Origin of the sequence: Arcicella sp. BE140 (genome assembly GCF_031456255.1) — a bacterium.
Classification (GTDB): Bacteria; Bacteroidota; Bacteroidia; order Cytophagales; family Spirosomataceae; genus Arcicella; species Arcicella aquatica.
Window position 1 is genome coordinate 343,298 of sequence record NZ_JAVDUE010000003.1, and the last position, 13,311, is coordinate 356,608.

A 13,311-nucleotide genomic window follows, 5' to 3' on the forward strand; every position below is an offset into this window, starting at 1 on the left:
GAAATTTGTAAAATCAAACATTTAATCTTATCTAATTAATCTAAAACAATGAAAAAAATCGCAATCTTAATTACAACACTAGTTGTTTCAGTATCATCATCATTTGCACAAAAGTGGAATGTAGACAAAGCACACTCTAAAGTAGGCTTTACTGTTACCCACTTAATGCTTTCAGAAGTTGACGGTAACTTCAAAACTTTTGATGCAACCATTACTTCATCAAAAGAAGATTTTACTGATGCAGTTTTTGAATTTTCAGCAGACGTAAGTAGCGTTGATACTGATAATGAAATGAGAGATGGACATTTGAAGAAAGCAGATATGTTTGATGCTGAGAAATTTCCAAAAATTAGCTTCAAAAGTACTTCTATCTCTAAAGTAGATGCTAAAAAATATAAATTGGTTGGAGACCTTACTTTGAAAGGTGTTACAAAACCAGTAACGTTTGATTTAACATTGAATGGTGTTGGAAAAAACATGAGAACTCAAAAGCCAATTGCTGGGTTTAAATTAACAGGAACTATCAAACGTACTGACTTTGGTGTAGGTGGAATGCCAGGCGCAGTAGTAAGCGAAGACATTGAAATCAGAGCCGTAGGTGAATTCGGCAAAGAATAAAAATATCAAGATTTAATCAATGATTATCTCTTCCTAGACATAGTCAGTTTGAAACACATGTAAAATTGTGTTTTTGATTGAAAAAAAGAAAGGCTTGCTGTTTTACGGCAAGCCTGTTCTCTTTATAAAGGTTTTGAGTCAAACATTACTTTCTTTTCCCACAAATCGATACAAATAAGGCGCTTTATTGGCAGCACCTGTCATTTTTTTATCCAATCTCTCTAAAATCCCCAAACTCAACATTTTGCGTTGGAAATTTGTACGTAGGAGTTTTTTATCTAAAATGGTTTCGTACATATTTTGCAAGTCGTTCATTGTAAACACTTCTGGTAATAAATTAAAACCAATTAGTTTTTCATCCAAAAAGAAACGAAGGGTTTCTAATGCTTTTTTTACCATCGCTGAATGGTCGTAAATCAATGTAGGAATCGTATCTATGTCATACCATTGGCATGAATCAGAAGTATAATCGGGTGTTGGGTTTGCCTTTGTGAAATCTATCAGCGCATAATAACCAATTGATAAAAAGCGAGTCATTAAATAATGGTCTGGACTAAGCTCTACCCCATCAACAGCTTTCATCAAAGACTTTAGCATCTCATTATCTCGCCTATCTCTATCGCCAAAAACATAAAATTGTTCTAGATAAATATTGGTTAGACCAGTTCGTTCTTCTAAAATTCTTTGTGCTGCTTCTTCTAAGTTCTCGCTTTCTTTGATAAATCCACCCGGTACTGCTAGCCAATCTGTATTCTTGAAATTTAATAATAATATTTTTAATTGATTGTCATGAAATCCGAAGATTACACAATCAATAGAAATGCCTGGAAGGTAGTCGTATCCACGAGTTTTAGTACTCATAATTCAAATATTTGAGATGTTTAAGCGAATTTTAGATAAATGTAAAGAAAAATTTGGTAACATAAAAAGGTTCAAGTATTATTGTACCGCAATGATACAATAAATTTAATACTATTTAATCTTAAAAAATAAATATGAAAAAGTTTTTAGGCTTTTTCCTACTACTTTGTTATACGGGTGTTTTTGCTCAGGACCTCGACAAGTATGAGAAGAGAGAATATGTTCGTTCAGATGGCTTTAAATTGCCCTATCGCATACTATATCCTAAAGACTACAATAAAAGTAAAAAGTACCCTTTGATACTCTTTCTTCATGGTGCTGGCGAACGTGGCAATGATAATGAAAAACAATTGACACACGGCGCCAAATTGTTTTTAAAAGATGAAAATAGGGAAAACTTCCCATGTATCGTAATTGCGCCCCAATGTCCTACTGATAATTACTGGGCTTCTGTAAAAGTTGACAGAAGTACTTCACCCATCACGCTTGGTTTTGATTATCATAACCAGTCCACTACCCCAATGCTTAGCTTCATGGATATTGTAAAACAGGTTTGTCAGGACGAAAGTGTGGATAAATCTCGGTTGTACATCATTGGACTCTCGATGGGTGGAATGGGAACCTTCGAGACAGTATATCGCTATCCAAAAGTATTTGCAGCAGCCATTCCGATATGTGGAGGAGGTGATGTAGAGAAGTATGATAAATCAGTAAAAAGAACTTCTTTCTGGGTTTTTCATGGAGATGCTGACCAAGTAGTAGATGTGAATAATTCTCGTAAAATAGTTGAAAAATTAAAGCAACTCAAGATTGATGTAAAGTATACTGAATACCCAAACGTAAAGCATAATAGTTGGGATAATGTATTTCAAGAACCCGATTTATTACCTTGGTTGTTTGCTCATAAAAGAAAAAAAGTACAACTATAAATTTCGACTAAGGCCTGCCTTATGGCAGGCGATGTCAATTTTGCTTCTGTAAATACTCTTTATTATCCAATATCATTTTTATAAATAAATTAATAAACGCATTTAAACAAACCGTTACATTACCTACAACAACGACTATGCAAAATAGAAGAGACTTTCTGAAAAATACAGGAGCTTTAGCCCTTGGAGGGATGCTTTTGCCAAATTTGGCCGATGCGTTCGGACATAAAATTACGCCTAAGAATTTTGGTGTGCAGTTGTTTACCACGATGTCGATAATTGATAAGGATGTAACAGGGACATTAAAGCAGATTGCGGATATTGGCTACAAAGAAATAGAGTCTGCTTTTAGTATGAAGGGCGGTTACTATGGTATGAAGCCAAAAGAGTTTGCTAAAGTAGTAAGCGATTTAGGAATGACATGGCAAGCACACCATATTATGGGTGCACCTTTCAGAATGCCAGCACCTAAGCCAGGAGCTGCTGCAAACCCTAATGCTGAAATGTTGAACAAGATGCCTCCGATGAAATCGTTGATGAACGATACACAGCAGGTAGTAGATGAAGTAGCAGAAGGTGGTGCAAAGTATTTAGTATGTGCTAGTATTCCAGTGAAGACTTCAGAAGACATAAAATCGTCGCTAGAGATTCTTCAAAAGGCAGGAGAGGCTTGTAAGAAAGCAGGATTAACGTTTGTATTTCATAATCATACCGCAGAATTTGAAAAAGTAGATGGACAATTACCATTTGATATATTTACGTCACAAATCAGTGCAGACTTATTGAAATTTGAATTGGATTTGGCTTGGGCAACCAAAGCTGGGGTAAACATTCCAGCATTATTTGCTAAGCATCCAGGTCGTTTCCCATTATTTCACGTAAAAGATTTAAACAAAGAAACATTATTGCCTGTTGAAGTAGGTACAGGAATTGTGGATTTCAAAGCCATTTTTGCCGCAGCAGACACTGCTGGTGTAAAACACCTTTTTGTAGAACAAGACGGTGCTCCATCGCCTATCAATAACCTTGGTACAAGCTTTGGTAATTTAAAGAAAATAATTAGTTAATATAAATTTTCAGGGAAGTTATAAACCACGTTAGGATAATCTTACGTGGTTTTTTTATGTTTGGGGGTAGTCATATTTTTTGGCTCTATGTCAAATGTAGGGTCAATCCCTTTTAATTACTTTTAATAGTAGTCAATAATTCGCTCTCATAAATTGCTGCTGGTGATATTACAATTTCATTCATTGGAATATTATTTCCATAACGTTCTTTCATTTTTTTCTTAACTATTTCGTTTTCCAAATCAAAGTCTTTCAAGGTTTCAAGTTTGCCTATTTCAATACCTGTTGCACGTTGATAGACTTTCCAAATTAGTTCTGAACAATAAATTTTATCATCACTCCATTCAAAGGTCAAATCGTAATTTTTGCCCTGAAAAGAATTTCCAACTTGTTTCATTTTATTTAAGACCTCTGCGGTCAAAATATGGTTAGCATTTTTTAAGCGTTTAATTACATAATGTCCACCCTTTCCGCGTGCAATCCACTGAGCTAGAGGTGTTCGTTTTACTGGCTGAACGGCTTCAAATACAAAAAAGCTATTACCTTCTTTATAGATAAGTCCACAATGAGAATATTTAGATTTAGTGGCTAGCTGAATCGCTTTACTTTGTGTGGATAATGAAGTTTGAAAAATTATATCGCCATTTTGGATTTCGCCGTTGTCAGTCAGATTTTTTACTTTCTCAAGTTGAAATTTAGGGTCGTGAATTTTTCTTTTAGCATAAAGTCCAATGAGTAAAGTGAGTCCTAACAGTACAGATAGAATTAATGGTTTTTTCATTATTGTCAGTCTTAAGTTGTAACTTACTATTTATTTCTGATTTTCTTTAATAACTGTTTTATACTTTATAAATGAAAGTAGTGATTTCATAATATGCCATTGTTTAACAATTATAGTTTATCTTCATTGTCCAAGTCTTCAACTATTAGCGATACTTTATAAATGAAAGTTTAATCGCTTTAAAGTCAAAAATATCCATCTAAATAACTAGTTACATACTCTTAAAAATTGTTCTAACAATCACTGATTGTTAGAACAAAATAGATTGCCAATCATTAATTAAATTTATAGTACGTTTTGAATGTCCAGCATTTATATCTTCTAAAATAAAAACTGTTGGGTCAGCATAACATTCAAAACAAAAACTACTATCTATATTTTTTATTTTTGTTTGCTTGGCTATTAATAAAGAGATTTTATTATAATCCTTCCTCTGAATCCCAAGATTCATTCTTTTAAAGTTTGAAGTGATTTCTTGCCTACTTGGTGAAACAATTATCCAAAAACCTTCTTCTCGCGCAGGAAGAATTGATAAAATATATACAGATTCTTTATTTTGTAAATTTGCTTTAAGAACAGAATCAGTTTTAATTTCTTTTAAACGTTTACTTACATCATTGTTAAATTTATTATAGCTGTCAAATTTTTGTGCCGATAAGTTATCGTCGTCTTTATGTTTTTCATTGGAAGAAAAAGTACAACTGTAAAGGAAAAATATTGGAAAAAAAGTGATTACTACTTTCATCATTTCAAAGTATTTTTTTTGAGAATAACATAATTTGTAATTTACCTCTACCATGAAGTCAAAGACTACGAGAATTGAGAAACTTATTCGTTTAGAGCTATATGAGTAGTTATAATTACACGGACAGCTACTTCTTTTCCATTACATTTACCTACTTTCCATTTTGGCATTAATTCTAAGAGTTTTAAAGCTTCTTTATCTAAAGGGGTATAATCTTCTATGTTCTTTTTATAAATCTTCTTATCTATCAATAGTCCTTCTTTATTTACAACAAAAGAATAAGTTATTTTTCCTTGTACTGTTTTCTGTTCAGAAGGATATTTTAATTTTTTTTGTAAAAAAAGATGAATAAAAAGCAAAAGTAAGCAAAACGATTAAAATCGTTGTTATACAATGCTTTATAAAACAGCAGTCTTGATCTGGAGGTCGGTGTCCGATTGTTTTGAGGCTTGAAATGACAACGTTAGGTTACTAATTCGTTACCGCTTATAAAGTCAACGAATTACTATAACGGGCTATATTTCAGCATTTTGCACCACTTTCTGTATTTCCTTGTAACTCAATGTAATTTAATTTTAAACGTTAAACACTTGAGTTATGGAGCAGACAAAAAAATCGACCTTCAAACTGCTTTTCTATCTGAAAAAGAACGAACTGAAGAAGAATGGTAACGCACCAATTATGGCACGTATTACCATTGATGGATCACCTAAAACTTTGGGGACAAAGTTAGAAATTGACCCTGCCAATTGGGATTTAAAATATGGCAGAGTTGAGGGCAAAAGTGCCACAGCATTAAGCATCAACAAAAAACTGGATAATATTCGGGGGCGCATCGACAAGATATATGAAGATATGCTAAAGCACGAAGGCTTTGCAACTGCCCAAAAAGTCAAGCTATCGTTCTTAGGTGTTGGGGTAATGGACGATGCACTATTAAAGGTCTTTAACGATCAAAACGAAGAATTTAAAAAACTGGTCGGTAAGGAAGAACGCTCCCAGAGCACCTACAATAAATATTTAACCGTTTACAATCATCTTTCCGATTTTATCAGCGCACGCTTCCATAGGGAGGATATGGCTTTTCGTGAACTAACAGCGGACTTTATCCGGGAATTTGATTTTTACCTGCGATACGATAAACAGTGTACCCACAACACGGTTTGGGTTTACACTATGCCAGTTTTAAGCCTGATGGAATTGGCCATGAAAAAAGGTCTAATACGTGATAATCCGTTCCAGGATTATGAAATATGTATGCAGGAAACAGACAGGGGCTACATACTTAAAGAAGATGTTGAAAAACTGATGAAATGTAAACCATCCCATCAACGTTATGAGCTTGTGAAAGACTTGTTCATTTTTAGTTGCTTTACTGGACTTTCCTATGTGGACATCAAAAAAATGAAAAGGAGCAATATTCAATCGTTCTTTGACGGCCATCAATGGATTATAAGCCGAAGAAAGAAATCAGATGTTGCCTCAAATGTTCGGCTAATGGAAATTCCGAGACGTATTATTGAAAAATATCAAGGTACAACCCGCAATGATTTCATTTTTCCGGTTCCGACCAATGCAACCTGTAATACCCACGTTAAAAAATTGATGGAGAAAGCAGAAATCATTACGGAACAAAAAGTAACATTCCACACTGCAAGGCATACTTTTGGAACAATGTTTTTAACCGAAGGTGTACCACTTGAAAGCCTCAGTAAAATGATGGGACATAAAAACATTTCCACTACACAGATCTATGCTAAAATCACAAGTCAGAAAATCAGTAAGGATATGGATATGGTGTCGCATAAGTTCGCCGGAATGGAAGCTGCATTTATTGAAATGGAAGAAGAAGTTCTCGTTTAATAATTGTTATGAGCTATTTAATGAAGCAGGATCAAGTCCTGCTTTTTTTATTTCCAACTTCTTCATTTAATCAAGTTCACCAGTTATTTTTAAATTCACATAGCTAAATGCAGAATAAACCTGCTTCTAAAACAGCGTTACAAAATAACTAGATTATGGAAGAAATTGACCTTACCAAAATTAAATACTATCCAGATAGGTTCTACGTCTGTCTGGATGGTTTTGATATTGAAAACCTCACCACGTTCATAACCGACCTTGAAATTGGACAGCACCAATCTATATTCATTCATGAATATTATCACTACCTAACTAACATTGCTACACTGCCTGGAATCCGTCAGTTCAACCTGAATTTTTGTGACAGATTTCGGGCATCAACCATCTTGACATCGAAAGAAGGACTCAATGCCTATCCAATAAATACCAACACCTTTCAAAGCTGTAAGGACATGGTGGATTATTGGAACGATGTAACTGCCATACTCAACGAGGATGATATTGACTATAAGGTTGTAGAAGAGGCGAATAACACATCGAATAAGAAATTCGGGATTGAATCCATACAAAGAACCGCAAAACCAATGGAAGTGATGGTAGATGGGGTTAAGCATACCGGAGCAAGAAATCTAATTACTATATATGCCACAGGTCTTATTAACGTGCATAGCTTTTACCTGACATTTGGTGCAATTGATGAGTTCCTGAGTTCTGCAATTGATGAATATCTGTTTGAAAATGACTTATCGGAGATCGACCCAAGTATGCTTAGTCAAAGGCCATTTTATCCATATTGTTTCTTTGATGAACTGCTTTCTTTCTACGGGATAAAAAGAGCTTCAGCATTTGAGAAAATCCTCATTGCATACTTTGCCTTGAACTCATCAAATCCACCGGTGATCCTAATTGATATACTGGAGAAACTAAGGGATGGCGATTATGAGCAATTTCAGGAAAACCACGAAGTATATTTGCTCGCTAATTTTTCGGAAGCACCACAGTACAATGATATTCTCAATAATATAAAGAGCTTTGCCGATTTGACATCCAAGCAAGGGCGTGTCCATATCTCGCAGGCATTGAAATACTATTACGATAAGTTTTATATGGCACAAAAACTAAAAGAACAAGACTTCTTTTATTTTATTAGGCCGTTCTTTGCTAACGGAGAGGATAAAATCAGGTACAAGCAAAAATTCCTTCTTGAACTTTCAAGGATAATAAACCTTTTCACACCGCCAGTTATACTTAAAGACAAGCAGTTTTATTACATTGACAAACTGACAACTTTTGGCGAAGCTACTATGTTGATATTAGCTACCTATGAAATTTTTGAAAGTATCAGGACAAACCGGGTAGCATCAAGGCCGGCACACCAAAAAGCGAAGTACACTTTCCCGGACAGTGACCCTGATTGCGATAACTTTGAAAAGTTCACCCCACCACCAATTTATGGTATAGTATTCAGGCTTGCCCTTAACGAGCTGAACCTTTATGGTCCCTATCTTAGGGAGTTGGAAAATCTTAGACAGAATAATCACTAATTATGGGTATTTCAAAACGGCATCATTACATTCCACAGTTCCTTATCAAAAGATTTGCCGATAAGGACAATATGCTTTATCTGTACGATAAGGAAAAAGGAACCTTTTCAAAAGAAAAGAGAAGTCCAAAATCTGTATTCTTTGAGATGAACAGGAATACCCTTGATTTTGATGGCACACTGAACGACAACCTAGAAAAACTGTATGCTGAGCTTGACGAGAAATTTTCCCGTGACCTGGCAGAAATTGTTAGGTCTGGAAACATAAGTGAGGATGGGTTAGTATCCTTGCTCGTAATGGTATCTTCATTAAAATGGCGATTGCCCATTAATGATAAATTGTTCGATGAAAAAGATAACCATTACACATACGATAAATTACCAATCTCGATAAAGGCCATTAAAGATGACGGCTCACAAAATGGGGAAGCTATCGAACATCTGCTCAATTCTGAAATTTTCAGACGTACCAAACGTCTGATTTTTCCATTCCTGCCGTTCTATGAGGGCGCTGAATTAACACCCGCCAAATTATTAAAGCTACACCAGCAAAGCTACATTAACACAAATGAGAGGATTACATCTATCCTCGGCGACTCCCCGCTTATCGAAAGCAAAAGTTCCGATATAGAAGATTTTGGGAATTTCATTTTGCCTCTTGGAAATAGCGAAACTTTTATTTGTAATAATTCAGGTCGAAAAAATATCAACAGCATAGCATTTTACGTCAATAAAGATCTTGCCGTGTTTCATCAGGCAAACAAGTACGTAGTCTGTAGAGACAAGGAACACCTTATTTCCATTATTAAGGCGTATCAAACATTACAAGATGCCGGACAAACAAATCTAATACACGATCATATTTTTAAGTTTGTATAAACCCATTTTATAAAACTGAGCCGAGGTCAATAAGCCTCGGTTTTTTTATGCCTATACTTTATTCCTTAAAGCATTTTTAGTTCTCCAATAGGCATTCAATACTTCAAAAAGGACTTTGACAAGCTAATTTGATAAAGCACAAAAAAAATCCTACATAATCCAACAGCAACATTATTAATGCATTCTATTATGTGGGCTTTTAAGCCACAATACTTTAAAGATGGATATCATCTTCCTTAGAAATTCTGCTGCATGGATGCAGGTTTTGTAATCACACAGACCATTTTCTTAATGCCATTTTCATTGCTTCCCGTTTAGCTTTTTATTGAAGAGCCAGTATGCTGTTTTGTTCCATTTCAAGAGCAAAGGTATGATCGTGTTCTTAACGCAGCCCCAAGGTCATGCAAGTTTGAAAAAAAATCTCCACCCAGGGGTAGTATTTTTTTCCAAAACCTTGGCGCTGCTAAACACTAACCTTTCATGCTCGTGAAACGAAACAAAGCATACTCCGGCTCTTTAGACGAATAAAAAAAATGTCAGAAATGAAAAACAACAGCATTGAAAACGGTAAAAGAGTGAAACGGAACTTCAGCACCTCCTCTCATTGCCGAATAAATCAAAAAAAAATAAATCAGAACAAAATCAATAACGCAAAAAAGTAGAAATCATGAACATCACAGGAAGACTTACAAGGGATGCGGAAGTACGCACAACGTCACACGACAAACAAGTAGTAAACTTTTCAGTAGCGACCAACGACAGCTACCGAAACAAGCAGGGCGAACGCATAGAGCAGACAACCTATTTCGATTGCTCCTATTGGATAACGGCTAAAGTCGCCAAGCTACTAACAAAAGGCACATTGGTGGAACTAACAGGCAGGGTAAGCGCAAGGGCGTGGACAGGTAATGATGGGGAAGCACATGCAGGGCTGAATTTCCATACCTCACAAATCAAACTGCACGGAGGTGGTAAGAAATCAGAAACAGTACAAGCTACCACAGGAACAAACAACAGCAAGGAAGAGGACGACCTCCCATTTTAAAAACGAGTATTCAAACAATTTTCAAACTTTTTAACATCATATATCATGGCACATAATATCAATTTCAACGAGAGAACAGGACGTTATTCATTTTTTAGCGTACAACAAAAAGCATGGCACGGTTTGGGGCAAATCGTGGAGCAGTACCCAACAAGCGAGGAAGCTATTAAACATGCAGGGTTAGATTACGAAGTCGTAAAATCCCCACTGTTTACCAAAGGTTCGGGTATTATCGAAACTGCCAACGGCATTGAGATTGGCAGTAACGAGTTGGAAGTACCTAACTACTTCGCCAACACACGCACCGATAACAATGCAGTATTGGGTGTTGTAGGCAAGGATTATCATATTGTACAAAACCGTGAAGCCTTTAATTTCTTTGATGCTATTGTAGGGGGTGGCGAGGGTATTCTGTACGAAACAGCAGGAGCGTTAGGCAACGGGGAACGCATTTTTATCACAGCAAAACTGCCCGACTATATCCGTGTAGGTAATGGCGATGATGTAACGGAAAAATATATCTTCTTAACGACTTCGCACGATGGTAGCGGAAGTATCACAGCCGCATTTACTCCTATCAGGATTGTATGCCAAAATACGCTGAATGCCTCACTACGTAATATGACCAATGTAGTTCGTATCAAACACACTTCGGGAGCGAAACAGCGTATCGAGAACGCCCACAAGATTATGGGATTGGCTAACACGTTGAGCAACCAATTAGAAGGCATTTTTAACGAGTGGACAAAGGTAAAAGTAACAGACCGTGAAGTAAGAAAGCTAATCCAGTTGGCACTTTGCCCAAACAAGGAAACGCTTGACCTCATTGCAAAAGGTGCGGAGGATGAAATTTCCACCGTGTTCAAAAATACCGTTGATGATGCGTTTAGCTATGCAATGATAAGCGACACTCAGCAAATGGCCACTACCAAAGGTACTCTGTTCGGGGCATACAACGCTGTTACAGGCTACTATCAGAACGTAAGAAATTACAAGAACGATGAAGCCAAACTGCAAAGTATTGTATTGGGTGGTACTGCCCAACTCAAATCACAGAAAGCATTTGAATTGTGTACTGCATTTGCTTCGGACGGTGCGGAAATCTTAAACCTAAATTAAATAACAACAGGCTACCGCCTTAAATGGTGGTAGCCTACTATAAACAATAGCGGAAACAATGGAAACTTATAAAGCAACGCTGAAGCACGACAAAGGCACGGTAACACTCACAGTAGTATCACTAAGCGGAAAGCAGGGAGCTATACAGCAGATAATAACCGCAGAGGGTTGTCCCGAAAGTGCCATTGCAGATATAGTACAGATTGACAACAATACAATACAGCAGGATATGAAAGCGAAAACAATTGATGAAGCGAAAAATCTGGCTAAAACCAAGAGCCTTGAAAAGCAATACAGGGATGAAGCTATATACATCATCTATTGCAATAGAACCAAGTATTTCTATGTAGATACCAACAGCCTGATAAGGCTTTGGGAACAGCTTTTAGGCTACTATGAAAACGGAGTTTATACCGCTGAAAAATCACATTCATAACATTAAAGCAGATACAATGAAAACAGAAACAATAGCCACAAAGTTTGTCCGCCACGATGTACCCGAATTACAATCCCTGCAAAACGCTAAAGTGTACCTGCTAAGGGAGAAACTGAACAAAGGCGAGAAGATGAACCGAGCCGAAAAGAACTGGCTTGCAGAAGCGGTGAACCGAAATGCCTTTTTTAAAAGAGCAGTTCCCTTGCAAGGGTATCGGTTTGGGTTTGAAGATGTGCTGAAAACCTATTTGGTGAAGCAATATGATAGTTGGCACGAATACAATGCCCCCGATAAAACAAGCCTTAGAGCCGTTGTTTATGGAAAGATTGACCAAATCGCACAAATCACAAATTAACAGGACAGCAATGTATATAACAGATTTAAACGGTTGCCTAATAGAAGTAACAGACCTTGATAAAGCTATCCAAATCACAGCGGAATACAAGGAATACAGGCACAAGGACAAAAGTTATTCGGAGTTCAACCAAAAGCAAAAAGCCTATTGGACGGATATGTACGAGAAACTGACAGCAATTAAAGTAAAAGTGACAACACATTAAAATCTTACAGCGATGAATACCAATTTTTTTAATCAGATACAACAGTTGGACTTCACAGGAGTATTACAACTGACCATTTCAAAAGGAATAGAAAGCAACCTAATTGTAACGGTATTGCTCAACAATGAGCAGTGCGGAGATAGTGCCAAAAACCTAATACCCCCATTAACATTTAATGCCACGCCACAAGAGTTCGACGAAGGATTTTTTGAGCAGATAAGCACCCCTATACAAAAGGTATCGGGCTTAATGGTGGATATGGAAAAATTCTTAAAGCAATTGGAAGAAGCTAAAAAGCAATCGGCAATCGAGAAGGACAAAGCCGATAAAGAGAAAAAGGAAAAGGAAGCCAAAGACAAGAAGTTTAAAGACGCTATGGCAAAAGCGGATGAACTGGAGAAAGAGGGCAAGTTTCGTGAAGCGTGGATGAAAGTTCCCGATATAACCGAGTTTCCCGAAAAAGCAGACGAGATACGCAAACGCAAAACTTCATTATCTGACAAGTTTGGAACACCAAGCCTTTTCGGGGCAATGGAAGAAGCTACGCCAAAACAGCAACAGTTGGAAGAAGTTACTGCCGATTATCCTATTGATGAAACAGGCGAAGAAGAATAATAAATGTGTTAATCCGAAAATTGAAAAGTTATGTTACTAGCAACGCAATTAGAACGAGTATTCATACTCAAAGATAAAGGACAGGACATCAAACTGACCGACCCCGAACCACGTTGGAGCGTAGAAGCTGTAATGAATTTTTACGCTAATCTGTACCCCATTCTAACAACCGCAAAAGTATCCGCACCGCAGATTAAAGATGATGCAGTAGAGTACAAATTTGAGAGCGTAATGGGTACTAAAGGTTAAA

At 36.6% G+C, this 13,311-nt stretch carries 17 protein-coding genes; 13 read left to right on the plus strand and 4 right to left on the minus strand.

Going from position 1 to position 13,311, the window contains the following annotated elements; all coding sequences use genetic code 11:
- Positions 1–48 precede the first annotated feature (48 nt).
- The gene (locus J2Y60_RS07410) at positions 49–618 is read left to right on the plus strand and encodes a YceI family protein (protein ID WP_309915563.1); all 570 of its coding nucleotides are present in this window, start codon (positions 49–51) and stop codon (positions 616–618) included.
- A 138-nt stretch (positions 619–756) separates the two neighbouring features.
- On the opposite strand, the gene J2Y60_RS07415 is transcribed toward J2Y60_RS07410, so the two are convergent.
- Positions 757–1,479, minus strand: a complete 723-nt coding sequence (locus J2Y60_RS07415) for an NrtR DNA-binding winged helix domain-containing protein (RefSeq protein ID WP_309915566.1) — start codon at positions 1,477–1,479, stop codon at positions 757–759.
- Positions 1,480–1,613: 134 nt separating this feature from the next.
- Between J2Y60_RS07415 and J2Y60_RS07420 the strand changes: the two genes are divergently transcribed.
- The gene (locus J2Y60_RS07420) at positions 1,614–2,408 is read left to right on the plus strand and encodes a prolyl oligopeptidase family serine peptidase (protein WP_309915569.1); all 795 of its coding nucleotides are present in this window, start codon (positions 1,614–1,616) and stop codon (positions 2,406–2,408) included.
- Positions 2,409–2,545: 137 nt separating this feature from the next.
- Entirely contained in the window at positions 2,546–3,475 is a 930-nt protein-coding gene (locus J2Y60_RS07425) for a sugar phosphate isomerase/epimerase (RefSeq protein WP_309915571.1), read from the plus strand.
- A 112-nt stretch (positions 3,476–3,587) separates the two neighbouring features.
- Here the strand turns inward: J2Y60_RS07425 and J2Y60_RS07430 are convergent, their stop codons facing one another.
- The 3 genes from J2Y60_RS07430 to J2Y60_RS07440 form a co-directional block, all read right to left on the minus strand.
- Complete coding sequence (locus J2Y60_RS07430; protein WP_309915574.1) at positions 3,588–4,256, minus strand: YiiX family permuted papain-like enzyme; 669 nt, start codon at positions 4,254–4,256, stop codon at positions 3,588–3,590.
- A gap of 250 nt (positions 4,257–4,506) precedes the next feature.
- Complete coding sequence (locus J2Y60_RS07435) at positions 4,507–5,004, minus strand: hypothetical protein (RefSeq protein WP_309915577.1); 498 nt, start codon at positions 5,002–5,004, stop codon at positions 4,507–4,509.
- A gap of 80 nt (positions 5,005–5,084) precedes the next feature.
- Positions 5,085–5,360 (minus strand): energy transducer TonB, encoded by a 276-nt coding sequence (locus J2Y60_RS07440; protein ID WP_309915580.1) that lies wholly within the window; start codon positions 5,358–5,360, stop codon positions 5,085–5,087.
- A 238-nt stretch (positions 5,361–5,598) separates the two neighbouring features.
- Here J2Y60_RS07440 and J2Y60_RS07445 point away from each other — a divergent pair, with 238 nt between their 5' ends.
- From J2Y60_RS07445 to J2Y60_RS07490, 10 genes are all read left to right on the plus strand, one after another.
- A complete protein-coding gene (locus tag J2Y60_RS07445; protein ID WP_309915583.1) occupies positions 5,599–6,864 on the plus strand; it encodes a site-specific integrase in 1,266 nt (421 codons plus the stop codon).
- A gap of 155 nt (positions 6,865–7,019) precedes the next feature.
- Positions 7,020–8,408 carry a hypothetical protein gene (locus J2Y60_RS07450; RefSeq protein WP_309915587.1) on the plus strand — a complete coding sequence of 463 codons (1,389 nt, stop codon included), beginning with the start codon at positions 7,020–7,022 and terminating at the stop codon, positions 8,406–8,408.
- Between the two features lie 2 nt (positions 8,409–8,410).
- Positions 8,411–9,286 (plus strand): DUF4238 domain-containing protein, encoded by an 876-nt coding sequence (locus J2Y60_RS07455; RefSeq protein ID WP_309915590.1) that lies wholly within the window; start codon positions 8,411–8,413, stop codon positions 9,284–9,286.
- Positions 9,287–9,953: 667 nt separating this feature from the next.
- Positions 9,954–10,331: a single-stranded DNA-binding protein gene (locus tag J2Y60_RS07460; RefSeq protein WP_309915593.1), complete on the plus strand. Its 378-nt coding sequence runs from the start codon at positions 9,954–9,956 to the stop codon at positions 10,329–10,331.
- 45 nt (positions 10,332–10,376) lie between these two features.
- Positions 10,377–11,450, plus strand: coding sequence for a DUF932 domain-containing protein (locus tag J2Y60_RS07465; protein ID WP_309915596.1), 1,074 nt, complete (start codon positions 10,377–10,379; stop codon positions 11,448–11,450).
- 58 nt (positions 11,451–11,508) lie between these two features.
- Complete coding sequence (locus tag J2Y60_RS07470; RefSeq protein WP_309915598.1) at positions 11,509–11,886, plus strand: hypothetical protein; 378 nt, start codon at positions 11,509–11,511, stop codon at positions 11,884–11,886.
- Positions 11,887–11,902: 16 nt separating this feature from the next.
- A complete protein-coding gene (locus tag J2Y60_RS07475) occupies positions 11,903–12,241 on the plus strand; it encodes a molybdenum ABC transporter ATP-binding protein (protein WP_309915599.1) in 339 nt (112 codons plus the stop codon).
- Between the two features lie 10 nt (positions 12,242–12,251).
- A complete protein-coding gene (locus J2Y60_RS07480) occupies positions 12,252–12,446 on the plus strand; it encodes a hypothetical protein (RefSeq protein ID WP_309915603.1) in 195 nt (64 codons plus the stop codon).
- A 12-nt stretch (positions 12,447–12,458) separates the two neighbouring features.
- Positions 12,459–13,061, plus strand: coding sequence for a PRTRC system protein E (locus J2Y60_RS07485; protein WP_309915606.1), 603 nt, complete (start codon positions 12,459–12,461; stop codon positions 13,059–13,061).
- Between the two features lie 30 nt (positions 13,062–13,091).
- Positions 13,092–13,310 (plus strand): PRTRC system protein C, encoded by a 219-nt coding sequence (locus J2Y60_RS07490; protein WP_184160325.1) that lies wholly within the window; start codon positions 13,092–13,094, stop codon positions 13,308–13,310.
- Position 13,311: the final 1 nt, after the last annotated feature.